The organism is Citrobacter sp. Cpa228, assembly GCF_030333085.1.
Classification (GTDB): Bacteria; Pseudomonadota; Gammaproteobacteria; order Enterobacterales; family Enterobacteriaceae; genus Citrobacter; species Citrobacter pasteurii.
Genome location: NZ_JAOWGQ010000043.1, coordinates 1 through 20,607, shown reverse-complemented (window position 1 = coordinate 20,607; position 20,607 = coordinate 1). Strand labels below are relative to the sequence as shown.

The 20,607-nt window shown below is 53.1% G+C and carries 30 protein-coding genes; 28 read left to right on the top strand and 2 right to left on the bottom strand.

The window, feature by feature from the left end:
- Positions 1-11 precede the first annotated feature (11 nt).
- The 12 genes from OGX91_RS09410 (at position 12) to OGX91_RS09355 (ending at position 7,704) form a co-directional block, all read left to right on the top strand.
- A complete protein-coding gene (locus tag OGX91_RS09410) occupies positions 12-239 on the top strand; it encodes a phage filamentation protein Fil family protein (RefSeq protein ID WP_124021244.1) in 228 nt (75 codons plus the stop codon).
- A gap of 15 nt (positions 240-254) precedes the next feature.
- Positions 255-527: a hypothetical protein gene (locus OGX91_RS09405; protein WP_101743133.1), complete on the top strand. Its 273-nt coding sequence runs from the start codon at positions 255-257 to the stop codon at positions 525-527.
- 69 nt (positions 528-596) lie between these two features.
- Positions 597-821 carry a hypothetical protein gene (locus tag OGX91_RS09400; RefSeq protein ID WP_124021243.1) on the top strand — a complete coding sequence of 75 codons (225 nt, stop codon included), beginning with the start codon at positions 597-599 and terminating at the stop codon, positions 819-821.
- Complete coding sequence (locus tag OGX91_RS09395; protein WP_124021242.1) at positions 818-1,366, top strand: 3'-5' exonuclease; 549 nt, start codon at positions 818-820, stop codon at positions 1,364-1,366. The genes OGX91_RS09400 and OGX91_RS09395 overlap by 4 nt, the downstream gene beginning before the upstream one ends.
- A gap of 8 nt (positions 1,367-1,374) precedes the next feature.
- Positions 1,375-2,340, top strand: coding sequence for a DNA adenine methylase (locus OGX91_RS09390; protein ID WP_271457150.1), 966 nt, complete (start codon positions 1,375-1,377; stop codon positions 2,338-2,340).
- Positions 2,340-2,546, top strand: a complete 207-nt coding sequence (locus tag OGX91_RS09385; RefSeq protein ID WP_003835835.1) for a hypothetical protein — start codon at positions 2,340-2,342, stop codon at positions 2,544-2,546. Before OGX91_RS09390 ends, OGX91_RS09385 begins: the two co-directional genes overlap by 1 nt.
- Positions 2,543-2,716: a hypothetical protein gene (locus OGX91_RS09380; protein WP_271454248.1), complete on the top strand. Its 174-nt coding sequence runs from the start codon at positions 2,543-2,545 to the stop codon at positions 2,714-2,716. Before OGX91_RS09385 ends, OGX91_RS09380 begins: the two co-directional genes overlap by 4 nt.
- 10 nt (positions 2,717-2,726) lie before the next feature.
- Positions 2,727-3,275 (top strand): AsnC family protein, encoded by a 549-nt coding sequence (locus OGX91_RS09375; RefSeq protein WP_271454247.1) that lies wholly within the window; start codon positions 2,727-2,729, stop codon positions 3,273-3,275.
- Complete coding sequence (locus tag OGX91_RS09370) at positions 3,272-5,902, top strand: replication endonuclease (RefSeq protein ID WP_286626073.1); 2,631 nt, start codon at positions 3,272-3,274, stop codon at positions 5,900-5,902. The genes OGX91_RS09375 and OGX91_RS09370 overlap by 4 nt, the downstream gene beginning before the upstream one ends.
- A gap of 249 nt (positions 5,903-6,151) precedes the next feature.
- Positions 6,152-6,472 (top strand): hypothetical protein, encoded by a 321-nt coding sequence (locus tag OGX91_RS09365; protein WP_199953261.1) that lies wholly within the window; start codon positions 6,152-6,154, stop codon positions 6,470-6,472.
- A 204-nt stretch (positions 6,473-6,676) separates the two neighbouring features.
- Positions 6,677-6,898 carry a hypothetical protein gene (locus OGX91_RS09360; RefSeq protein WP_199953262.1) on the top strand — a complete coding sequence of 74 codons (222 nt, stop codon included), beginning with the start codon at positions 6,677-6,679 and terminating at the stop codon, positions 6,896-6,898.
- The gene (locus OGX91_RS09355) at positions 6,898-7,704 is read left to right on the top strand and encodes a hypothetical protein (protein WP_199953263.1); all 807 of its coding nucleotides are present in this window, start codon (positions 6,898-6,900) and stop codon (positions 7,702-7,704) included. The genes OGX91_RS09360 and OGX91_RS09355 overlap by 1 nt, the downstream gene beginning before the upstream one ends.
- A gap of 489 nt (positions 7,705-8,193) precedes the next feature.
- On the opposite strand, the gene OGX91_RS09350 is transcribed toward OGX91_RS09355, so the two are convergent.
- Together OGX91_RS09350 and OGX91_RS09345 are read right to left on the bottom strand one after the other, a co-directional pair.
- Complete coding sequence (locus tag OGX91_RS09350; protein WP_286626070.1) at positions 8,194-9,237, bottom strand: phage portal protein; 1,044 nt, start codon at positions 9,235-9,237, stop codon at positions 8,194-8,196.
- Positions 9,237-10,970, bottom strand: coding sequence for a terminase large subunit domain-containing protein (locus OGX91_RS09345; RefSeq protein ID WP_286626069.1), 1,734 nt, complete (start codon positions 10,968-10,970; stop codon positions 9,237-9,239). The genes OGX91_RS09350 and OGX91_RS09345 overlap by 1 nt, the downstream gene beginning before the upstream one ends.
- Positions 10,971-11,127: 157 nt before the next feature.
- On the opposite strand from OGX91_RS09345, the gene OGX91_RS09340 reads away from it, so the two are divergent.
- The 16 genes from OGX91_RS09340 to OGX91_RS09270 form a co-directional block, all read left to right on the top strand.
- Positions 11,128-11,964: a GPO family capsid scaffolding protein gene (locus OGX91_RS09340; RefSeq protein WP_286626068.1), complete on the top strand. Its 837-nt coding sequence runs from the start codon at positions 11,128-11,130 to the stop codon at positions 11,962-11,964.
- Positions 11,965-11,986: 22 nt separating this feature from the next.
- Entirely contained in the window at positions 11,987-13,060 is a 1,074-nt protein-coding gene (locus tag OGX91_RS09335; RefSeq protein WP_199953266.1) for a phage major capsid protein, P2 family, read from the top strand.
- A gap of 51 nt (positions 13,061-13,111) precedes the next feature.
- Positions 13,112-13,930 (top strand): phage terminase small subunit, encoded by an 819-nt coding sequence (gpM, locus tag OGX91_RS09330; protein WP_286626066.1) that lies wholly within the window; start codon positions 13,112-13,114, stop codon positions 13,928-13,930.
- A 106-nt stretch (positions 13,931-14,036) separates the two neighbouring features.
- On the top strand, positions 14,037-14,564 hold the full coding sequence (locus OGX91_RS09325; protein ID WP_286626064.1) for a head completion/stabilization protein: 528 nt from the start codon (positions 14,037-14,039) through the stop codon (positions 14,562-14,564).
- Positions 14,564-14,764 carry a tail protein X gene (locus OGX91_RS09320; RefSeq protein WP_003835851.1) on the top strand — a complete coding sequence of 67 codons (201 nt, stop codon included), beginning with the start codon at positions 14,564-14,566 and terminating at the stop codon, positions 14,762-14,764. Before OGX91_RS09325 ends, OGX91_RS09320 begins: the two co-directional genes overlap by 1 nt.
- On the top strand, positions 14,755-15,057 hold the full coding sequence (locus OGX91_RS09315; protein ID WP_286626062.1) for a phage tail protein: 303 nt from the start codon (positions 14,755-14,757) through the stop codon (positions 15,055-15,057). Before OGX91_RS09320 ends, OGX91_RS09315 begins: the two co-directional genes overlap by 10 nt.
- A complete protein-coding gene (locus OGX91_RS09310; protein WP_286626268.1) occupies positions 15,041-15,586 on the top strand; it encodes a lysozyme in 546 nt (181 codons plus the stop codon). The genes OGX91_RS09315 and OGX91_RS09310 overlap by 17 nt, the downstream gene beginning before the upstream one ends.
- Complete coding sequence (locus OGX91_RS09305; RefSeq protein ID WP_286626061.1) at positions 15,583-16,020, top strand: DUF2570 domain-containing protein; 438 nt, start codon at positions 15,583-15,585, stop codon at positions 16,018-16,020. Before OGX91_RS09310 ends, OGX91_RS09305 begins: the two co-directional genes overlap by 4 nt.
- Positions 15,926-16,129, top strand: coding sequence for an Rz1-like lysis system protein LysC (gene lysC / locus OGX91_RS24205; RefSeq protein WP_432418875.1), 204 nt, complete (start codon positions 15,926-15,928; stop codon positions 16,127-16,129). Before OGX91_RS09305 ends, lysC begins: the two co-directional genes overlap by 95 nt.
- A 101-nt stretch (positions 16,130-16,230) precedes the next feature.
- Positions 16,231-16,695 (top strand): phage tail protein, encoded by a 465-nt coding sequence (locus tag OGX91_RS09300; RefSeq protein WP_286626060.1) that lies wholly within the window; start codon positions 16,231-16,233, stop codon positions 16,693-16,695.
- Positions 16,692-17,330, top strand: a complete 639-nt coding sequence (locus tag OGX91_RS09295; RefSeq protein WP_286626059.1) for a phage virion morphogenesis protein — start codon at positions 16,692-16,694, stop codon at positions 17,328-17,330. The genes OGX91_RS09300 and OGX91_RS09295 overlap by 4 nt, the downstream gene beginning before the upstream one ends.
- The gene (locus OGX91_RS09290) at positions 17,327-17,908 is read left to right on the top strand and encodes a phage baseplate assembly protein V (RefSeq protein WP_286626058.1); all 582 of its coding nucleotides are present in this window, start codon (positions 17,327-17,329) and stop codon (positions 17,906-17,908) included. Before OGX91_RS09295 ends, OGX91_RS09290 begins: the two co-directional genes overlap by 4 nt.
- Complete coding sequence (locus OGX91_RS09285; RefSeq protein WP_286626057.1) at positions 17,905-18,273, top strand: GPW/gp25 family protein; 369 nt, start codon at positions 17,905-17,907, stop codon at positions 18,271-18,273. The genes OGX91_RS09290 and OGX91_RS09285 overlap by 4 nt, the downstream gene beginning before the upstream one ends.
- Positions 18,260-19,156, top strand: coding sequence for a baseplate assembly protein (locus OGX91_RS09280; RefSeq protein WP_286626055.1), 897 nt, complete (start codon positions 18,260-18,262; stop codon positions 19,154-19,156). The genes OGX91_RS09285 and OGX91_RS09280 overlap by 14 nt, the downstream gene beginning before the upstream one ends.
- Positions 19,149-19,763, top strand: a complete 615-nt coding sequence (locus OGX91_RS09275) for a phage tail protein I (RefSeq protein ID WP_286626054.1) — start codon at positions 19,149-19,151, stop codon at positions 19,761-19,763. Before OGX91_RS09280 ends, OGX91_RS09275 begins: the two co-directional genes overlap by 8 nt.
- Positions 19,753-20,607, top strand: an 855-nt coding sequence (locus tag OGX91_RS09270; protein ID WP_286626052.1) for a phage tail protein, incomplete at its 3' end; no start/stop codon positions are given. The genes OGX91_RS09275 and OGX91_RS09270, both read left to right, overlap by 11 nt.

Sequence of the window (20,607 nt, the reverse complement as noted above, 5' to 3'; positions counted from 1 at the left end):
AGGAACAAGATATGAACGATAACGCTCCATCACTTGCCAGCCTGTTAAGGCAGGGTTGCCAAGTCACGCACTGCCGCAATACTCGCGGTTGGATCGAGTGCCCAGACGGACGGTTCTTTAAACCAGAACCGAACAAGGTACGCTTTATTAAAGGTATGAGTAAGCCTTTTGTTTATACGAAAAAGATAAACAAAGGTTTGCTTATCACTCTGGTAAGAGCATTCAAAAAACTACTGTAGTGGTAGGAGGCTTACGTGTTTACTGAAGAGAAAACATCGTGGGAACGGGAAATGCTGATTCGCGAAGCGGTGGAGAACGCGGAGAAAGGTTTTACTGTTAATTTAAAAAATGGCGCACGCATTGTTGTAACTCCTGACAGTCCATCAATTGATTTAATTATTTATGGTCTGGAGAAAACAATTCGCGGAAATCATGAGCGGGCTCGAATGACCTTTATTGATTTTCTTTATTATTGGCATGAAAGGATATTTAAACAGGTTAAGCGGAAACCACGTCCTAATCACTAGCTAATCAGGTTTGAAAATTAAAGGCATTCATTATGTCGGGCTTCATTTTGCCTTTTTCAGGAGGTTGCCATGTCGGTTAAGTCAATAAAACTGGAGAGCGGAATTAGTGATCCGGACTTTATGGAAATAAACACCAATGCACGGAAAAGCGAACGTGCTCACCTTCTTGGTCTGCTGCGTATTTTTATGAGCCAACTGAAAAAGGAAAGTGCCACTCAGGAAGAAATTCATTTATCAGTCGAGCGGTGGATCAGCAACCGCGAATTAATCATCAGTGAGGATAAAAGCTTATGAACAACATCATGTTAGATATTCGCGTATTGGGGAAATCCCCTGATTCTCCAGTGTTCGCTATTGAGTGCGTTTTTTTCGAACCATCAACGGGGAAGATTGGCCCGCAATATTACCGTGCAATTGATATCAGAACCGTGGGCGGTATTTACCCTGAAACGGTTTTACAGCTCATGAAGGGGGATGCCGAACAACGTGCTGAGGTTATCAATGCTACCTGTCGAGAGATTGATGCTGTCAGTGGCGTCTGTCGTTTTATCAAAGACAATGCCTCAAAACACGAAAAACTCATTTGCTGGTCAGCCGGAGACTCAGCAGACGTTGCTACGCTCGCGTATGCTCTTTCCCGCCATGGTCTTGGTCCATCATTACCGTCTTTCGACATTCGTTACCTATCAACATTGATCCATATCGCTGGCGTTACCGGGTATGTCCCGCATCCGCGCCGTTCTACAGCGACTTATATGCTGACAGATGCTGTTTATCGCGCCGAGCAGGTTTGCGAGATCTGGCAGCGCCTGACTTCCCCACACCTCGAATCGTTGTGAGGTTGAAAATGATTAAGTCACCTCTGAAATGGGCGGGTGGAAAAGCTCGCGTTATGCCGCAACTGCTGGAGCATTTGCCAAAAGCTGATTGTCTGATTGAGCCATTCGTTGGTAGCGGAACCGTATTTATGAATACGGAATACCGTCACTATGTGCTTTGCGATAGCAATCTGAATCTGATCAACTTCTTCCGTCAACTAACAGGCCGACCAGAGGACACAATTTCTGCCTGTCGCTGGATATTTAGCGGCGGGAATAATGCCGAGGAATTTTATAAGCGGCGAGCTGAATTCAATTCTCTGACCCAAAAAGCGGACTTAGATCCGGATGCTGCGTTGCTTCATGCTGCGTATTTTTTGTACCTGAATCGCCATACGTACAACGGTCTTTATCGCGAAAATCTGAAGGGGGAATTTAACTCGCCCTTTGGAAAATATGCCGAGCCTTACTTCCCTGAAAATGAAATGCGTTTGTTTGCTGAAAAGGCCAATGACACAAAAGCGCTTTTCTATCATGGCGACTTTCGCGATTCAATCCCTGGCACTATGCGGCTGGCGCATGACGCAGTTATTTATTGCGACCCCCCATACATACCGGCCAGCAAAACAGCCAGTTTCACCACCTACGGCAAGCCGTTTACCCTGGATGATCATCGCGCCCTGGTTGCAGCCCTGCTCAATGTTAATCACCAGTATGGTCATCGCGCGGTGATATCCAACAGCGACACGCCTGAAACTCGCGAAATTTATTCCGCCTTCAACCTTCACTCCCTGAGTGTCCGCCGCTCTGTAAGCGCCAAAAGCCGCGATATGGCTGGCGAGGTTATTGGCGTTCTTCGCGTGTGTGATGGCTGCGATAGTGCTGGCGGTGGCCGCTGCCCGGATTGTGGACCGGTAATGGGGAATGCAACTTACGGCGAGATGTTTTTAGGCTTCGACCCTGCCAAGGGCTGTGAAACGCAGGAGCCTTTCTGATGACCATCAAAAAGACTCATACGGGCATCGTTATTACCAAAGATGGCCCGCAGCGCAAGAAGTTGCACCAGACGGAATCCATGTGGGTAGTCGGTAAAACAGAGTGCTACCGGAAAGACACTGGCAAACGTCACTTTGCCGAACGTACCCGCCGTCGACTGCTGCTTGATTCAATCGAAGAGATTCGGGAGGTTGCCACCCGATGAACACAGTTGATGCAGTGATCACTCGCGTGCTCGACGTTCGCCCATATCGCCATTTCTGGATCGTGGAGGTGGAGGTGTTGAGTTGGGGCAGGTACAGCAGCACGACCATTATCCGTGATACCGAAAAAGACGCCAGGCAGGTTAAGCCAGGCGCCACCGTGACAATTTAGGGGCCGCGCGATGCATCTGAAACGAAGAGGAACACCAGGAAAAGCACCAAAGCATGTTCGGGCATGGACTCCGGAAGAAGACCAAATGCTTATTTTGCTATATGCGGAATTTAGTGCGGCTGAAGTTGCACGCCAGATAGGAAGGCCTCTTGGTGGTGTTGAGCGTCGTATTACAACACTCAGGAAGAGCAATCCAGGTCTCCTGGCAAAGCAGCGACCATTCACTTTGGAAGAAGAACATTTCATACGGCAGAACTGTAAAACAATGACGGTTGAACAGGTGGCTGAGTCTCTTCACCGGAAGCGTGGAGATGTGATCCAAAAAGCACTGCGTATGAAGATCAGTTTTTTTAAATGTGGGGATGCGCATCACAGCACTCGTATTTCAGATGCTGATGTACAGCTAATCAGGGAATTACGGGATGACGAACATGGAGCGAGACTGACGTTTGCCGAGATCGCAGAAAAATTCGACATAACTGAGCATGCAGCATGGCGGATTTATAATTACCGCCTTACGGCTGCTGACTGTGTTTCCCGTGAGCTGGTATCTAAATGAGCGATTCCATCCCACTGACATGGGAATGGAACGCCAAAAGGCAAGCAGTTAATCCATCCCTGGTTGAAGAGTCAGCGATCGAATACATCACTCCAAAAGGCGAACGCAAGGCGCTCGCCTATGGTGATCTGGTTGATGCTGTCTACCGTGCTCCTATGCGCCCGCGCGAGGGCGATGCGCGTGAAGCATTTGATCGCAATGGCCGCGCTAACTACCTCCGCCGCCGGGTGCAGACGCTCCCGGCGTTTATCCGTAAGCGCTTCTCGCAGCACCTTGAAAACCTCGAACGCAACAAGCCAAAAGACGTTGTGCGCTGGCTGTTTGGTACGTTTGAGCGCCATGTGTTACGCCGTGTTGATGCGGTTAATGCGCAATATCTTCCACAAAGTACACTCCCAGCGATCCTTCTCCCACTGCGCGATGACTTCCACCTGTTGCCATGGGCAGACAAAAAACGCCTGAAAAGACTGGCGTATAAGCTTGCGAATCTGATGAAAAGCGAGTTTATGCGCGAGTTTGATTTTCAGTACGAACAAACATCCGATCTCGAGTTTTCGTCGATTTACTCATACGGGGCTGTAGCGAGCAAGGCGGCGACGCTCAATATTGCCATCCCTGGATGGGCGCGTTATTGCGATGAAGAGCTGGACGCCGATGAGGCGCTGCGTGCCGCTGGCAGACTTCATTCCGAAAAATGGTGGCTTAACAAAATCCGCCGTATCCATGACTGCTGGCGCGAACATCTTATGATCGCGACCGGCTATGTCAGCAAAGTGGCTTCACCATATTGCTCTGATCCATGCTTCAGGGAATGGGTTGCGCAGAAAAAAGCGAACTTCGAATTCCTTCAGGCGATGGAACTGGAAGATCAGGACACCGGCGAGCGCAGCTCATTACTGGATAAGGTGATGGGTAGTGTTTCCAACCCGAAGATCGCGCGTCATGAGCTGATGGTGCGCATGCGCGGGTTTGAGGATATGGCGAATGAAATGGGGCTGGTTGGCATGTTCTACACGCTGACAGCGCCGTCGCGTTACCACTCAACACATGTCCAGTCTGGCAGACGAAACGATAAGTACCAGCACGCCAGCCCGCGTCAGACGCAGAAATACCTTTGCAAAGTCTGGGCGCGCGTCAGAGCCAAATGGAGCCGCGAAGGTATTCGCACGTTTGGTTTTCGTGTTGCAGAGCCTCACCATGATGGAACCCCTCACTGGCATCTGTTGCTTTTCCTCCGTCCTGAGGAAGTGGAGTATGCAACAGCTATTTTCCGCAAACACGCCATGAAAGAGGACGGTAACGAGAAAGGTGCTTCAGAGCACCGTTTTACTGTTACGCCGATGGACAAGCAATTTGGGTCTGCAACAGGCTATATCGCGAAATACATCTCGAAAAACATCGATGGCTACGGCATGGATGGTGAAGTGGATCTTGAGTCAGGCCAGCCGGTCAGGGAGATGGCAAAGCGTGTACGCGCCTGGGCTTCACGCTGGAACATCCGCCAGTTTCAGCAGATTGGCGGCGCTCCCGTTACCACCTGGCGCGAATTGCGCCGGTTAGGTAGCCGCGAGCTGGTATTACATCCGGAACTGGAAGCGGCACGGGCAGCAGCCGATGCGCCAGACTGGCCGGGATACACCAACGCTCAGGGCGGGCCATTTGTCGCGCGCGATTGCCTGCGCGTTCGGCTTAACTATGAATTCACCGAAAACGGCAATGATTATGGTGACACGGTCGCCAAAATTACTGGCGTTTATTGCCCTTATACGGGCAGCGAATCAGTCATTTTCACCCGCACCACCGATTACAAGATTGTGCCGAAGCGTAAGCCGTCGCCGGTCGAGATTTTGACCTTAGAAGGCCGCGCAGCGGCCCCTCGGAGTTCTGTCAATAACTGTACGGGGCGCTCCGGAACGGACGAAAAACCACCGTTAAAAGTGGCGGTGCCAGCTGGTACCACACCGTCAAAACCGACGATGCATGCCGGTATTGATCACCCGGACAGTCAGATGACAGAACTTCCGCTGAATATCGAAGATTTGCGCCGATATTCACGCCAGCAACGGCAGGAAATCACCAGCAGACTGAAAAACTTTGGCCGCGAAAGCTCAGATCAAGCCTTCGAGCGTACCGCGCGCGGTCTGCGCACGTCTGTTGATGATGAAACTGCGTTGACGTGGGGGCCAAAAGTGGCAGCTGCGAAAGATATGAGCCTGACACCGGACGAGGCAGAACGGCGTTGGCGAGAACAGCTGCGGACCGAGGCGGAGCGGCGCGCGGATAACTATGCCGCTGCAGTTGCGGAATACCAGAAGAAAAAAGCCGAAGCGGCACTGCGGCAGGAACAGCAAAGAGAAGCTGCGAAACGAAACGGAGTCAGCCAGGAAACCATAGCCAGCATTGGCGCGCAGCTGCGTAGTTGCAGAATTTTCGTCAGTGATGACGTTGTGCGTTCGATTGCTGGCGGTGCCCGCGTTCGCCACGGTGGCGGACTGATTGCCATGAGTAATGGCCGGTTGCAGGAAGTGAAGGCATGGCGTGCCGGTGAGAAAGATAAACCGACGTCTGAATACGTGGCGGTATGTGACCTTGTCGTGCGCTGGAAGAAAGCAGTTAAGAAGAAATAACAAACTGAAATTAAAGGAGAAAATTAAACATTTGGAGTCGATTGGGAAAGAAAGCCAAATGAGATCCTGTCGTTAATGGGGTAATTTGCGGGATTTTCATCATGTTTTTAGTCGACCTTGCATTCCCGCCATTTTTCATCGCGGCGGCGTGATGTCAGTAACACCTACTTAAACTCGGTGATTGTAATTGTCTGATTATTGGTTTTTTATGTACAAAGGACTAGACAATACACAGCTAATGGAGGCGTTATGCCCGATATCACGAAAGACGATCTTTTATACGACGATTACAACTGGAAAGCTAAACAACAGGGTGATGACCCTAAAAAAAAGAAATCGGATGGCGAGCGCTTTAGCCGTTATGAAGGCTATGAAATGCTCTATCTCTTGAATGAAGGTTTTTCCGATAGCAGTACGATGTCAATCGAAACAAAACAGCGTATCGAATGGTCTATACGCGAACTCCTCCCATCTGGTACTCAATCGCGCAAAGATGTAGTGCATTGGGTAGCTAAAAATAAAGAGGAGCATGCGAAGGCATATAAAGAATATCAGGCAAGCAATAACTGATCCGGTTAAACAAAACCCGATCAAGAAGTGAGTTCTGCATGTTATAAAAACACCTCGTAAGAGGTGTTTTTTGTTGTGTAGAAGTGCTCTATGTTCCGATAGTGGATAAATGCGGATAATGTTGCACTTTTTCATCTATATGGTTGTCTATAGTATAGGTAACATGTGAAAAGAGTTAATCAGTAGCCATGAGAAGGAGGGGTTATGCGTAAAGGCATATTTGGAAAGGTACTTCGTCAGTATACAGACGCAGTGGCGGCTCATGTTGACACCCATCTTGAGCAAACAGACAGATACCGCCTTACTGTCGATGCGAATGGCAATGCTACGTTGAACACTGAGAACCCTGATGTTCAGGCTGATATCATCAGGAAAATGAAACATCTTCGCAAATTACATAATCGTGCAAACAAGGATGTTGCTTGATGGCTCCATTGATTATCACAGTGATTCTCGTGTGTGGTTTTTGGTACACCGAGAATCACTACCAATCGCGTATTCACCATGCCAGGACAAACGGTTGGTCTTCTTACTTTTATGTTGCAATGCATGGGTGTCGTTTTGTTGCCCAGGGGTTCCTTTTGGTTCTTGCGGTATACATGGTCGCCTGGCTGCTGGGTATCATTCCGTTTGTGATCAATCTATTCAGGGACAAGCCATTAGAATGGCATTTTCTTGAGTGGTTAGTTGATGCAAAGGTTATGGGGTTACCACTTTTTGCCGTCACCTCAATGCTTTTTGCCTGCCTTATTGCTTACTCGGAAGGAAAAGATGCACGTAAGGTGATGGAAAATGAAGATGCCAGGCAAAAAGCATACAGGGAAATGGCATCAAAGGATTCGCTGGAAAGTCTATTGGTGCAGGCAATTGATACCGAAATGCTGATCTTTGTGACACTTAAATCAAGAAAAGTGTACATCGGGTATGTAGCTGCCCCACGTGTTGAGTTTCACAGTAGCGCACACCTTGAAATCATTCCGTTCATTAGCGGTTACAGGGATAAGGATTCTTTGCGATATAGAGAACAGCATCGTTACTACGATCTCTATTTAGCAAAAGGCATTACCTTTGATTCCACTCCTTTGAACTTACAACATTTTCGACATGTGATTCCAATCGATCAAATTGAAGCTGTTTCGCTTTTTGATGAAGACACATATGGTGATTTTGAGCAGTTCTCTGAACCACTGCCAGATGTAAAAGAATCTCCTGTACCGCAGCCCACTGCTTAAGAATGAATACAAAATAAAAGCGCCTCTCATGGCGCTTTTTTGTTTGCACAATAGCGCACAATTTTGCACAATTTTTTTGAATCAATTTATGCCCTTTCCGGCCTGTGCTGGCGCGGTCTGAGCCGGGATCCGTGCCTGCACAAAAAAAGGGGCGTTTGTCGCGCGCAGGTGACGGGGGAACAGCCCCCGCAACAGGGGCAGGAAGGGGATCCCCTCCAGATACGCTGATTAGCGTCGTAATCGCTTCTTGGCGTGTCGTTTCGTCATGCGCTGTTGCGTTTTGATGGCGTGGGAAAACGCCCGCCAGCGTGGCGCTGAGGCGGATCTGATGTGACCGATGTATTGAGCGGTGTTCAGGCGTCAGTACGCTGCTCCCGAGGGGGAAGAGCAGCAGGGATATTGAAAGTATTTGATGATGTGTCAGGCAGTTCGCCATGCGCTGCCCGGAACAGTCAGCGCTGGCGGTGGTTTATGGTGGGGTATTGCGGGTTAGTTCTGATCCAGCAGTGCGTAAGGGTTAAACCGGATCACCTCTTCACCCATCCAGTCGTTGACGTGCTTCATGGCTTCCATCACCGGCATAAGCTCGTTAATCGCATAGACACGTGCAGCTTTCTCCACGTCGCCAAACGATCCCTTCTCACCCGGCATTGCTCCCATCAACTGTGGTGGCACCCGGTGAGCGGCAAGGATATCGTCGCGGGAAGATGCCTTGACGTTCATGAATTCATCTTTCGCGGTGATCTGCTGGAACGGCAGGATCTGCACACCATCTTTGCCGCCGCCAGGTGCATGCAGCAGGATATTCTTGAAAGCGCCCTTACCTCTGGACTCTGACAGCGTTTTCTTTACCACCTCAACACTCTTGTCGTTGGCCTGCGCCGAACTGATGTAGATGATACAGCCCGCATGAGAGCCGTTGTCATAGTACAACTTGCGGAAAGTATCGGCAGAGTGCGCCAGGCTGGCAGACAACATCCCACCGATATACTCCGGCATGCCGTAGATTTCCTGATTGATATCAGGATTCATGATGTGACACACATCACCACGCCGGAAGGTGTACTCTTCCTTCCCTTCCTGCACATACCAGTAAGTATCAAGGTCTGTACCCCTGCGCGTATATTTCGCCAGTGCATGACGCAGCTCCAGCGGTCCGCCGAGTCGGTTAGTGCGCAGCTCAAGATAGGTGTTACCGAAAACAAACCAGTCAAGGGCAAACCCGGAGAACGCCTGACGCGATAACAATTTGTGGGGGATAAAACAGCCGAGCAACACGTTGCGTTTAAAGTACAGCGCGGACTGATGCCATGACGTTTTGCGCGATGCGCGCGCCAGTCCGTACCAGTCAACCGGCGTTTCAAAGTACCGGCCATTATCGGCGCAGTACATGTTATCCAGCAGATCATAACTCTCCGCCCGGTAAGGGCCATCAAAGCTGAAGGCACTCAGCGACGGGGCGCTTCTCAGTGCGTCAGACAGGTCGCGCGATGTGGCTGGCTGGCGGTTGTAACTCTTTTTACTCTTTTTCATCAGAACTCCATCGCGAATCCACCGCTGCCGTCTTTTTCCTGTCCCAGCGGTTCGTTGATAATGGCGAGCATCGTCGCCCAGGCAAGATCGCCATGGCTGATGCCGCGGGATCGGTCAGTGTCATAGGTGATAAACCCGCCAGGTGTCTTAACTTTTCGCACGGCATTGAAGGCCGTCACAAGTGCCCGCTCACTGCGATCGTATTCCCAGCGACCGGCGCGAATGATATGGAGCATTTTCAACACCAGGGCGCGCTTTGACGCCAGGTTAAAGGTGTACGGCACCGCCATGGGGAAGAACTTTTTCACTATCTGGTAGACGGCTTCACCGTTACCACCGGTCACGTCAATGCCAATGTGCTGAACGTTATATTTAAAAGTCAGGTTTTCGATAACCTTCGCCTGCTCTTCGAACTCCAGCCCCTGTACCTGGATGGTTTCTATCGTGCGGAACTTACCACCAGGCACCAGAGGTGGCACTGTGACGGATACCCCGCCGCTGTCACCCTTACCACTGCTGCCGTTGGCGTCATAGCCAATCCAGACAGCACGCTGTCCCATTGGTCTGCTGGCGAAAGGTTTCCAGTCAGGCCACTCGTCGTAACCATCAGCCCCACAACCGATCAGCGCGTTAAGGTTGAACGCCGACTCACCATCCCGGACGAATTCGCACATGTACAGGTTCTGGAATTCATCGTCGCTGTTCTCGTCCTGTATCTCTTCAAGGTCGGTATACTCCCAGCCGTGTTCTATAACGTCTTTCAGGGTAACAATCTGTCGCCAGGTTTTATCCGGACACAACAGGCCGCTGTTGAGCGTCTTCCAGGTCACATCAAACCCCTGCCGCTTCGATTTGGCGCGCTTTTCGTTCCAGCGATCGCCCGTCCAGAACGGGTAAGCCTCGTGCGTTTCGCCTGATGGTGTGGAAAAGTAGGTTCGCGTCAGTCCTTTCAGTGTCGCCATCGCCCCCGCCACTTTGCGCAGGTTGGTGAAATTGCTGACCCAAAAGAATTCATCGAATTTCAGGTTGCCTGTGTATGACTGCGCGGTTGCTGCTGATGTACCGAGAAAGTGCAGCTCTGCGCCGTTGGACAACACAATCTTGTCGCCCCCCTTCAGCTCAACGTCCACTTCTTCCGCCACCTTCTGGATAAATCCCCTGAACTGGTGCGCCTGACGCCGGGACGCCGACAAAAATATCTGGTTGCGCTGATACGGGTATTTCACATCATCACGCAGCGCATCAAGCAGCGCTTCGCGGGCAAAATACCAGGTGGCACCAATCTGGCGCGACTTCAGGATCATACGGTTACGGTGGTGGCGCTGCTCATACCATCCGCGCTGATGCCAGGAGAGGGAGTCGAGGATTTTTTCCCGCAGTGCCGTGATCTGCTCATTGGTAAAATGGTTTTTCAGCTTGCGTTTGCGCGTTTTTTTACCGCCAGCCGCTTCTGCTGGCTGGCCGTCATTCAGCTTTTTCAGTTGCCGGGTCAGCAGGTCAATCTCCTTGAAGTCGCCCCCGGTCTTCTCGTTCTTGTCCGTCAGCTGGATAAGACGAGCATCCATGGATTGCGTGACACGCTGGATAGCGGGCGTTTCGTCCCATTCGTCGCGTTTCTTCCACGAATAAATTGTGTTCTGGCTGATACCCATCAGGCGCGAGATCTCCGCTGGCGGGTAGCCCTGCCAGTAGAGTTGTTTTGCGCGTAGCCGTACAAAAGCGTCCTGAATCATCTCTTCTCCCCTTGTATGCCGGGAAGATTACCGCGCGCGCGATCCCGCTTTCGCCCTCTTTCAGTTCTGTGCCTTCAGCGACAACAAAAGCACGTTGAGACAGCAACTTACGCTCTGTCATCATGACCATAAACCAACCAGTAACAGGACAATCAGCATGGCGAGCACCGCAAAACCAGCCCGCAAAAAGTTTCGCGTCGCCGTTTCTGGCGCCACCGTTGACGGTCGCGAAATCAGCGGCGAACACCTGAAAGCGGCAGCAGAAAGTTATGACCCGAGCGTTTACGCTGCGCGTGTGAACGTGGAGCACTACCTGTCAATGCTTCCTAACAGCGACTTCAGCGCAATGGGGGACGTTACCGGACTCAGCGCCGAAGATATTACCGATGGCCCGTTGAAAGGCCGCACCGCACTTTATGCGGAGATCGAGCCTTCGGCACGTATGAAGCAGCTCACCGATGAAGGCAAAAAGGTGTATTCCAGCATTGAACTACACCCGCAGTTTGCGCTGAACGGCAACGCCTATGTTGTCGGGCTCGCCATGACGGACACCCCGGCCAGCCTTGGCACTGACCGTCTGAAATTTGCCGCTCAGCAACGCGCACAGGTCATGGCGTTCAATAACCAGCAAACCGAGCCACCGATGTTTACCGAAGCGATGGAGGCGGAGGTTATCGAACTGACGCAGCAGCGCACTGAAGAAGGTAAGCAGTGGCTCAGCCGCGTGATGGACCTCATCGGCAAAGGCCGCAAATCCGACAGCGAGCAGTTCAGCCAGGTGCGTGAGGCCGTTGAAAATGTGGCGCAGTCTCATTCTGACCTTCTCGATCGTTTCAATTCACTGGAACAGAAGAACAGCGAAGCCAGCCAGAAGGTTGAAAAACTCAGCAGTGAATTAACCACCCTGCGGGAACAGTTGCAGACCCAGGACAGTAACCAGGCGTCCCGCTTTGCTGCCACCGGTGGTAATGGCGCACAGCTGGTTGATTACTGATTTAACGAAGAGAGACAGACTAATGACAATCGTACTTTCCGGGAATACCCGCACGCAGCTTGAGCTGTACATGCAGCGTCAGGCGCAACTGAGCGGCGTGACCGTCAGCAACCTGACTAAACGCTATTCGGTGGATCCGTCCGTGCAGCAGAGGCTGGAAAATGCCGCCAAAGAAAGCACCGAACTGACGCAAAAAATTAACGTTATCGGCGTTGACGATCAGGAAGGCGATAAAGTCCTGGTTGATACCACCGGGCCAATTGCCCGCACCAACTCCAGCAGCGACGGGGTAAAGCGCCGTAACCCGGTGAGTCCTCACGAACTGGCTGCACGTCGCTACCGCTGTGAACAGGTCAACTACGATACTTTCATCAGCTATTCACAGCTTGATGCCTGGAGCGCTCACGCTGATTTTCAGGCCCGCGTCAGCCAGCAAATTGCCCGACAGATTGCGCTTGACCGCATCATGATCGGTTTTAACGGCACCTCGCATGCGTTGATCTCCGATTTCGCCGCTAACCCGCTGCTTCAGGATGTGAACACCGGATGGATGGAACAAATTCGTAAGCATGCAGCGGCCCGTGTCATGTCAGATGTGACCATTTCCACACGCGACATGGATAACAAAGTCACAGCAAAGGGACAGTATGGTAATCCGGATGCACTGGTGCAGGACGTCCGTTCTTCTCTGCTGGATGAATGGCACAAAGACGCGCCGGATCTGGTGGTGCTGATGGGGCGTGATTTGTTCAACACCCTGCGTCTGCCGTTGATTAACGCGATGAGCACCACCAACCCAAATACGGAACTGATGGCCGGGCAGTTGATTATCTCCTCGCGCTTTATTGGCGGTCTGCCGGTGTACCTTGCGCCATTCTTCCCGAAAGACGCCATGCTGATCACCTCCTTCAGCAACCTGTCGATCTACTTCCAGAAGGGGTCTCTGCGCCGCCTGATGAAGGAAGAGCCGGAATACAACCGTATCGCAACCTACCAGTCGATGAACGATGCCTACGTGGTGGAGGACTACGGCAAAAGTGCGCTGATTCAGGGTATTAAGTTTGCCGATGCCCCTGCTGAAGGTGGCGGTGCGTAACTGACGGCACGGGCGCAGGCAATGCGCCCGTCATAACGGAGGACATAACTGATGCTGACACCGGCACAGAAACATTTTCAGAACGTCATGGCGCAGCGTACAGGGCTCAACAACGGTGAAGAAACCCTGGGCGAGCGTACTGCACACGAGCAGATCCTGTACCGCCTTCGCCTTGCGCAGTCACGGTTAAGCGGGATCCAGTCCAGGGCAGCAAAAGCGGACGTTAAAAAAGAACTTCTGCCCGATTTTGCCGGATGGATTGACGGCACGCTTGAAGGCGACAGCGGTCGCCAGGACGAAGTGATCACCACCCTGATGGTATGGGCGGTCGACTGTGGCGATCTGACGCTTGGCCTGCGTATCGGTGAGTACGTAATACGCCATAACCTCAGCCTGCCGGACAATTTCGGGCGTGATGCCGCGACGGTACTGACAGAAGAGATCAGCAATCCGATCCTGACGCTGGCAGGCACCGACCCGGACGCAGATTTATCCGGCTTCATCACCCCGCTGGATACGCTATGGGAGATGGTCGCGAACCGTGACATGCCTGATGAGGTGCTTGCCAAACTTTGTAAAGCCTGCGCCTTCGCCCGTCGCACCTCCACTGACCCGGAGACGCAGGGCGCTGCGCTGAAGCTGCTTCGCCAGGCGATGCACCTCAACCCGAACGCCGGTGTTAAGCGTGAGATCGCCGCATTAACCCGCGCACTGAAAAAGGTTCAGGATGCTGGTAGTGATGTGGCCACTACCACCGAAAGTGACGCTGCTGCAGAAAAGAAAGAGCCTGCGAAGACTAAAGCCAGCAGAGCGCCGCGCAAAACAACCACCGGGAAGGCCAGTGCCGCCCGCAAGAGCACGAAAAAATAATTAACGACTTCGACCCCCGTCGACAGGCGGCGCGACCGGCGATCTGAACCCTCTCCGTGTTCTTTTTACCGGTCGCCCACCGCCTGATTTTTCCGGAGAGCACCCTATGAGCATGGTGGCAAAACCCAGAGTAGAACCGGCAGAAAACGACACCACCGATATTGATGACGGTGAAGAGAAAGTCACTGCCGGAGCGTTCTGGCCTGACATTGTGCTTCGGGAACTGCGCCTTGCCAGCCGTATTCCGGGCAGGACAACCACTTCACGGCTTATGCATGTCACCACCGAAGCCGTCGCACATGTTACCGATGAGCTTCAGGAGTGGCAGCAGCAACAACTGGCAGAAGGTTACAGCACGCTGGCGGACGCCCCGACCATTAAACCGAATGGTGAACCTGAAATACCGCCGCGAAAAATAAACGGCGAGAGCATCAATATTCACCGCTACCGCCGTGCGGTCTATGCCGCCACGCGCGCCCTTATCCTTGAGAACGCCCGCGACGTGGACACGACCAACAAGAGCGACCGGAAAACCGATGCGCTGGACACGCAGGCGGAAGACCTCTGGCGCGATGTTCGCTGGGCTATTGCCGATATTCGCGGTGCTCAACGTATCTGGGCGGAGCTTTGCTGATGAAAGTGAAGGCACTACAGGGCGATACCGTGGATTTACTGTGCTGGCGTCATTACGGCACCACGCAGGGGATGACGGAGAAAGTGATCGCAGCCAATCCAGGGCTGAGTGGACAGTTATTCCTTAATCCTGGTCAGGAGGTGGAACTACCGGATCAGGGGCAAAAGAAACAACGGGAGATGGTACAGCTATGGGGCTGAATATATTCCAGCGGATACACGACCACATCACTTTTTTTATGTCAGTGGTGGTCACCGGTATCGGCGTAATGACTATCAGCGAAAAAATCGCGATGGCAGGGCTGCTGTTAGGCGCGCTTTCGCTGGCCCGCGCCTGGCTGCACCGTGGCAGGATTGAACGGGCGCAAAAGCGCCGTAACGATCTGATTGCACAAATCCTCAGTCAGTCTGAAGTCAGGAATCTGCACGAAGCGGAACGCCGGGCGCTGGACCTGTTACAGCATGACGGGCATGGCGATGAATCTGCCCGTTAAGCGCTATGCCGTCGCCGTCATTGTGGCGCTGGGGATCTCACTGGCTCCGGAAGCCCTGCGTACATCCGAAGAAGCACAGGTAAAAATTGCCACATGGGAAGACTGCCGCGCCACCCCATACCGTGACATTGCGGGAGTGGCAACGGTTGGCTGTGGCTCCACGGGTAATGTGCAGAACCGACTGTACAGCGAAAGCGAAGTGGCGAAGCGCTGGGTTAATGACCTGCGTCATGCAGAAAACTGCATTAACCAGAATTTTAACGGTGCGGGCATGCCACAGTCTGTGTTTGAGTCCATGACGGACGCGGCCTATAACCTGGGCTGTTCTGGCCTGATGTGGTTCAAAGACAGAAATGGAACACGCCAGCGCACCACCATCTGGAAACTGGCACAGGCGCACCAGTGGGCTCCTGTGTGCGACCGGCTGACCGATTTTGTTAACAGCAGCGGGAAGCGTGTGCAGGGATTACTCAACCGCCGCACCGATTTTAAGGCCTGGTGCCTGCGTGATGTTGAGGCACAGCGATGAATCAGACAATCAAACTTTACCTGCTGCTGGCGCTGGTTACGGGAGGTTTGCTCTGGCAGACAAACCAGCGCGGAAAAGATTCGGTTCGTAATGATGAGCTTTCCCGTGAACTGAAAAGTACCGGCGAAATCATGGGTGAACTGCGGGCAATAAAAGCAGACGTCACTGTTCTGCTGGCGCAACGGCAGGCAGATGAACAGCAACGAAATGCACAAGGGGAAATCAGACGTGAGCAGATGCGCGAAGCAACGAAAAACGATACGTGCGCTAACACTGTGGTGCCTGTTGCTGTCAGTAACAGCCTGCAAAACCGCCCCGCCAGTACCACGGGTACAGATAGTGCACGAGCCGGTGCCGGAAAGCCTGACAGCCGCGACGCCGCAGCCGGAACTGGCAAGCCCCGTCACCTGGGGCGGAATAGCCAACTGGAGTGATCGCCTTCGCGATGCGCTGGATAGCTGTAATGCCGATAAGGCTGCGATTAGTGAACTCGATATTCGCCGCCTTAAACGACTGACTGAGAACACAGGAGCCAGACAGTGACGTTATTTGATTTTATTGCTGAGCATCCATTCTGGACGCTTATTTATCTTCTGATCATTGCGGGCGTGATTGAGCGCTTCGCACATTAAAAAGGTGCCGCCATGCTGAAAATTAACTCACTGCGTGAAGCGATGGTCCACGCCAGCCGCTGGTGTAAAGCCAACCCGGAGAAGTTCACGGTATTTGTGGAAAGCGGCGGTATTGAGACAACCGGCGAAACACCTTCTTTTGCCTATCGCTATAACCTGGTGTTTTTCGCCATGGATTTTCCGGGCGATATCGACGACTTCACCTTACCGCTGATGGCGTGGCTCTGGCACAACCAGCCAGACCTGCTGCTTAACCCGGAGAATAACAAAGATGTTAAGTTTTCAGTCGCCATCAATGACGACGACAGCGCCGATATTCTCTATGAAATCCCGGTTCGGGAGCGCGTGAAAGTCAGCCGCGATGAAGACGGAACCGTCCACGCGAAACACCTGCCAGAACCAAAACCCCGTATTCCATCAGCTGGCGGGGACTGGCACGCCGTGTTTGAAGACGTGAACTGGGAGACAGCCGTATGAGCGACGATCGCTTTCGTGAACTGGATAAGGTATTCAGCGATATCCTTGCGGGTATCTCTGCGTCCGGGCGGACTCGCTCGGCCCGTCTCATCGGGCAGGAAATCCGCCGCAGCCAACAGCAGCGTATCCGCGCGCAAAAAGGCCCGGACGGAGCCGCTTACCCACAACGCAAGCGCCGGATCATTCGTTCCCAGCAGGGCATTAAGTTTGTCTGGAATAACGAAGTCCGGACGCTGAAAAACTGGCACGGTGGGCGGGGCAAATACGGGCGCACCATCACAGGATTTGACACCGACCGTAATGACATTCGGACGTTTTACCGCAGCGATATTGATCGTTATCTGGAGATTAACACGCGCTCGCTGCGCCGCGACACGGCACGTAAAGCGCCGATGTTTGAGCGCCTGCGTACACTGCGGTTTATGAAGATGCGCCCTGATGCGCAGGGCGTGACCGTGGGTTATGACGGTGTGGCTGCGCGTATTGCCCGCGTGCACCAGTACGGACAGCGCGATCAGGTCGGGCCGGGTGTTGTGACTAAATACCCTGTTCGTGAACTGCTGGGCCTGTCTGCGGTGGATGAACGTCTGATTTACAACGCCACCATTAACAGCCTGGGAAGTGCCGCACGATGAACGCCGAACTGATACGTCTGCTGGAAAACATCATTCGCACCGGCGTAATTTTTGCCGTTGATGAAAAAAAATGGCGTGTCCGCGTGCGTAGCGGAAATCTGGAAACGGGCTGGCTGCGCTGGAACACCCCACGGGCGGGGGCATTCAACATCTGGGTCCCACCTTCCGTTGGGGAGCAGGTCTCCATTGCCTGCATCGGCGGCAACCCGGAGACCGCCATTATTCTGGGGAGCCTGTACAGCAATGATCACCCGGCACCGGGCAGCAGCCTGAAAGAAATCGTGATAATGGCACCAGACGGTGCAGTTGTCCGCTACGACGCCGACGCCAGCGCGCTGGAAGCCACCGGCATGAAGACCGCGAAGATTCAGGCGGCTGTTGGCGTCACACTGGATACGCCCGTTGTGGAATGCACAAAGCATCTGAAAACCGCCACGTTTGAAGTTACGAAAGGCGGCAAGATGCAAGGTGATATTGAACATAGCGGCGGGAAAATGACCTCTAACGGCGTGCAGGTCGACGACCACGGTCACGGTGGCGTGCAAAGAGGCGATAACTGGACGGAGGGCACAAGATGACGGCGACTTACACAGGGATGAATCCCAACGGCACCGGCACCCTGAACGATACCGATCAGCTGTGGAATTCAGTGAAGGACATACTGACCACGCCGCTTGCCAGCCGGGTGATGCGACGTGATTACGGCAGTCTGGTGCCTGATCTGATTGATGAGCCGCAGAATGATGCCACTCGTCTTCAGTGCATGAGTGCCGCCGTTATCGCGCTGGCACGCTGGGAAACCCGAATTGCGCTCAACACCATTGATATCCGCTGGTCAAATGACGGACGAGCCGTGGCAGAACTCTCCGGCATTATCACCCGGAGTATGCAACCAGCCAGCGTCGCAATGACGCTACGGGAGAGCAGCCATGGCGAGCGTTGACTTATCGCAGCTTCCGAAGCCGCAGATCATTAAAGTGCTGGACTTCGAAGAGATCCTTGTTGAGGTCAAAGCGGACATGATTGCAGCATTTCCGCAGGAACAGCAGGCCGCTGTTGCCGCTGCGCTTGAGCTGGAATCTGAACCGCTGAACGCCATTGCCCAGGTATTCGCCTACCGGGAAATGATGCTGATGCAGCGCGTAAATGACGGGGCGGCGGCGTGCATGCTGAGTCATTCCACCTTCAGCGACCTGGACAATCTGGGGGCTAACAATAACACCCAGCGTCTGGTCACGAAGGAAGCCACAGATACCACTGAAGCCGTCTATGAAAGCGATGCTGCATTCCGGTTGCGTATTCAAAGTGCGTTCGAAGGGCTGAGTGTCGCGGGACCAACCGGCGCATATGAGTATTTTGCCAAAAGCGCCAGCGGTAAGGTGGCTGACGCCAAAGCAACCAGTCCGTCACCTGCCGTGGTCGTGGTTTCAGTGCTTTCCACAGAGGGAGACGGAACGCCAGACCCGGCGTTACTGGCAACCGTCAATAAAGCACTGTCTGCTGACGACAAAAGGCCGGTCGCAGATCGCCTGACGGTTCAGGCGGCAGAAATCGTGAATTATCACATCAACGCCGTCCTGTATCTCTATCCGGGGCCGGAGTCTGAACCCATCCGCACCGCCGCAGAGGATGCGTTACGGTCGTGGATAAGCCAGCAGGGCAAGATAGGTCGTGACGTTGCCCGCTCCGCCATTATGGCGGCACTGCATGTGCAGGGCGTTCAGCGCGTGGAGTTACCGGAGCCTGTCAGCGATATCGTTATTGACGACACGCAGGCTGCGCGGTGCGAGTCATTCACTATCACGGTAGGGGGAACAGATGAATAACAGCCTGCTCCCGCCTTCCGCCAGCCGCTTCATGCGGTATGTTGAGAAAGTCACCACACGGCTTGACCGTATTCCGGTTGACCTTCGCAAACTGTGGAACCCGGACGAATGCCCCGTTGACCTGCTTCCCTATCTTGCCTGGGCGCTGTCAGTTGACCGCTGGGACAAAGGCTGGTCAGAACAGACAAAACGGCAGGTGATTAAAGCCGCCTGGCTCGTTCATCGCCACAAAGGCACGATTTCAGCGCTGAAGCGCGTCGTTGAGCCTTTTGGTTTTTTACTGCGGGTGATCGAGTGGTGGCAGAGCAACGAAGAGCCGGGCACCTTCAGGCTTGAAATCGGCATTCAGGAACAGGGGATCACAGAGGAAACCTACCGCGAACTTGAGCGCCTGATTGATGATGCAAAACCCAGAAGCCGTCACCTGACAGGTCTCACCCTGTCATTGCAGACACAGGGCATCATCACAGCAGGAGCAGGTTGTTACATGGGCGATACGCTAACCGTTTATCCCTATTTTCCAGAAACTATATCCGTGAGCGGTGGCGGCTACACCGGCGCGGCAGTCCATTTGATTGATACCGTGGAGGTAGCATTTGGCGACTAAATATCTTGCCCTGTTAACCAATATCGGGGCTGCAAAACTGGCAAAAGCTACGGCTCTGGGAACGAAGGTTGAGATCACTCAGATGGCCGTAGGCGATGGCAATGGCGTGTTACCAACTCCTGATCCTGCACAGACCGCGCTGATACATGAAATACGACGCGCACCGCTGAATATGCTGACCGTCGACCCGGCAAATGCCAGTCAGATAATTGCGGAACAGGTTATACCGGAAGACGTGGGCGGGTGGTGGATCCGTGAAATCGGTCTGTTTGATAAAGACGGCGATATGATTGCGGTTGCCAACTGTGCGGAGACCTACAAACCGCAGTTGCAGGAAGGCAGCGGACGCGTTCAGGCCATCCGTGTGATCCTGATCGTCAGCAGTACCGAAGCGGTAACACTGAAGATTGATCCGGCTGTCGTGCTGGCAACTCGCCAGTATGTTGATAATAAAATTATTGAAGTGAAGAGTTACGCTGACGGACTCATGCGCACCCACGAACAGTCGCGCAACCATCCCGATGCAACCACTACAGCTAAAGGTTTTACGCAGCTTAACAACAGTGTGACGGATGACAGCGAGACACAGGCAGCAACCCCGAAAGCCGTAAAAATTGCGATGGATAACGCGGGCGCGCGGCTGGCAAAAGATCGCAATCTCGCCGATTTACCTAATCCGGCACTGGCCCGCCAGAATCTGCAACTGGGTGACAGCTCGACGAAAAACACAGGCACAACTGCCAATACCGTTGCGGCTGGTGATGATGCACGTATTACCGGTGCGATGCAGAAAGGCCAAAACGGCGCGGATATACCTGACGTGGCGAAGTTTCTCCAAAACCTT

What these genes read in the sequence shown, in the direction of transcription:
- OGX91_RS09280 (WP_286626055.1), top strand. Translation starts at nt 18,260, where the DNA reads ATGGCGAGCGTTGACTTATCGCAGCTTCCGAAGCCGCAGATCATTAAA.
- OGX91_RS09410 (WP_124021244.1), top strand. Translation starts at nt 12, where the DNA reads ATGAACGATAACGCTCCATCACTTGCCAGCCTGTTAAGGCAGGGTTGC.
- OGX91_RS09340 (WP_286626068.1), top strand. Translation starts at nt 11,128, where the DNA reads ATGGCGAGCACCGCAAAACCAGCCCGCAAAAAGTTTCGCGTCGCCGTT.
- OGX91_RS09390 (WP_271457150.1), top strand. Translation starts at nt 1,375, where the DNA reads ATGATTAAGTCACCTCTGAAATGGGCGGGTGGAAAAGCTCGCGTTATG.
- OGX91_RS09310 (WP_286626268.1), top strand. Translation starts at nt 15,041, where the DNA reads ATGAATCTGCCCGTTAAGCGCTATGCCGTCGCCGTCATTGTGGCGCTG.
- OGX91_RS09380 (WP_271454248.1), top strand. Translation starts at nt 2,543, where the DNA reads ATGAACACAGTTGATGCAGTGATCACTCGCGTGCTCGACGTTCGCCCA.
- OGX91_RS09345 (WP_286626069.1), bottom strand. Translation starts at nt 10,970, where the DNA reads ATGATTCAGGACGCTTTTGTACGGCTACGCGCAAAACAACTCTACTGG.
- OGX91_RS09335 (WP_199953266.1), top strand. Translation starts at nt 11,987, where the DNA reads ATGACAATCGTACTTTCCGGGAATACCCGCACGCAGCTTGAGCTGTAC.
- OGX91_RS09325 (WP_286626064.1), top strand. Translation starts at nt 14,037, where the DNA reads ATGAGCATGGTGGCAAAACCCAGAGTAGAACCGGCAGAAAACGACACC.
- OGX91_RS09290 (WP_286626058.1), top strand. Translation starts at nt 17,327, where the DNA reads ATGAACGCCGAACTGATACGTCTGCTGGAAAACATCATTCGCACCGGC.
- gpM (WP_286626066.1), top strand. Translation starts at nt 13,112, where the DNA reads ATGCTGACACCGGCACAGAAACATTTTCAGAACGTCATGGCGCAGCGT.
- OGX91_RS09305 (WP_286626061.1), top strand. Translation starts at nt 15,583, where the DNA reads ATGAATCAGACAATCAAACTTTACCTGCTGCTGGCGCTGGTTACGGGA.
- OGX91_RS09320 (WP_003835851.1), top strand. Translation starts at nt 14,564, where the DNA reads ATGAAAGTGAAGGCACTACAGGGCGATACCGTGGATTTACTGTGCTGG.
- OGX91_RS09375 (WP_271454247.1), top strand. Translation starts at nt 2,727, where the DNA reads ATGCATCTGAAACGAAGAGGAACACCAGGAAAAGCACCAAAGCATGTT.
- OGX91_RS09315 (WP_286626062.1), top strand. Translation starts at nt 14,755, where the DNA reads ATGGGGCTGAATATATTCCAGCGGATACACGACCACATCACTTTTTTT.
- OGX91_RS09395 (WP_124021242.1), top strand. Translation starts at nt 818, where the DNA reads ATGAACAACATCATGTTAGATATTCGCGTATTGGGGAAATCCCCTGAT.
- OGX91_RS09400 (WP_124021243.1), top strand. Translation starts at nt 597, where the DNA reads ATGTCGGTTAAGTCAATAAAACTGGAGAGCGGAATTAGTGATCCGGAC.
- OGX91_RS09365 (WP_199953261.1), top strand. Translation starts at nt 6,152, where the DNA reads ATGCCCGATATCACGAAAGACGATCTTTTATACGACGATTACAACTGG.
- OGX91_RS09385 (WP_003835835.1), top strand. Translation starts at nt 2,340, where the DNA reads ATGACCATCAAAAAGACTCATACGGGCATCGTTATTACCAAAGATGGC.
- OGX91_RS09295 (WP_286626059.1), top strand. Translation starts at nt 16,692, where the DNA reads ATGAGCGACGATCGCTTTCGTGAACTGGATAAGGTATTCAGCGATATC.
- OGX91_RS09360 (WP_199953262.1), top strand. Translation starts at nt 6,677, where the DNA reads ATGCGTAAAGGCATATTTGGAAAGGTACTTCGTCAGTATACAGACGCA.
- OGX91_RS09285 (WP_286626057.1), top strand. Translation starts at nt 17,905, where the DNA reads ATGACGGCGACTTACACAGGGATGAATCCCAACGGCACCGGCACCCTG.
- OGX91_RS09355 (WP_199953263.1), top strand. Translation starts at nt 6,898, where the DNA reads ATGGCTCCATTGATTATCACAGTGATTCTCGTGTGTGGTTTTTGGTAC.
- OGX91_RS09370 (WP_286626073.1), top strand. Translation starts at nt 3,272, where the DNA reads ATGAGCGATTCCATCCCACTGACATGGGAATGGAACGCCAAAAGGCAA.
- OGX91_RS09350 (WP_286626070.1), bottom strand. Translation starts at nt 9,237, where the DNA reads ATGAAAAAGAGTAAAAAGAGTTACAACCGCCAGCCAGCCACATCGCGC.
- OGX91_RS09275 (WP_286626054.1), top strand. Translation starts at nt 19,149, where the DNA reads ATGAATAACAGCCTGCTCCCGCCTTCCGCCAGCCGCTTCATGCGGTAT.
- OGX91_RS09300 (WP_286626060.1), top strand. Translation starts at nt 16,231, where the DNA reads ATGCTGAAAATTAACTCACTGCGTGAAGCGATGGTCCACGCCAGCCGC.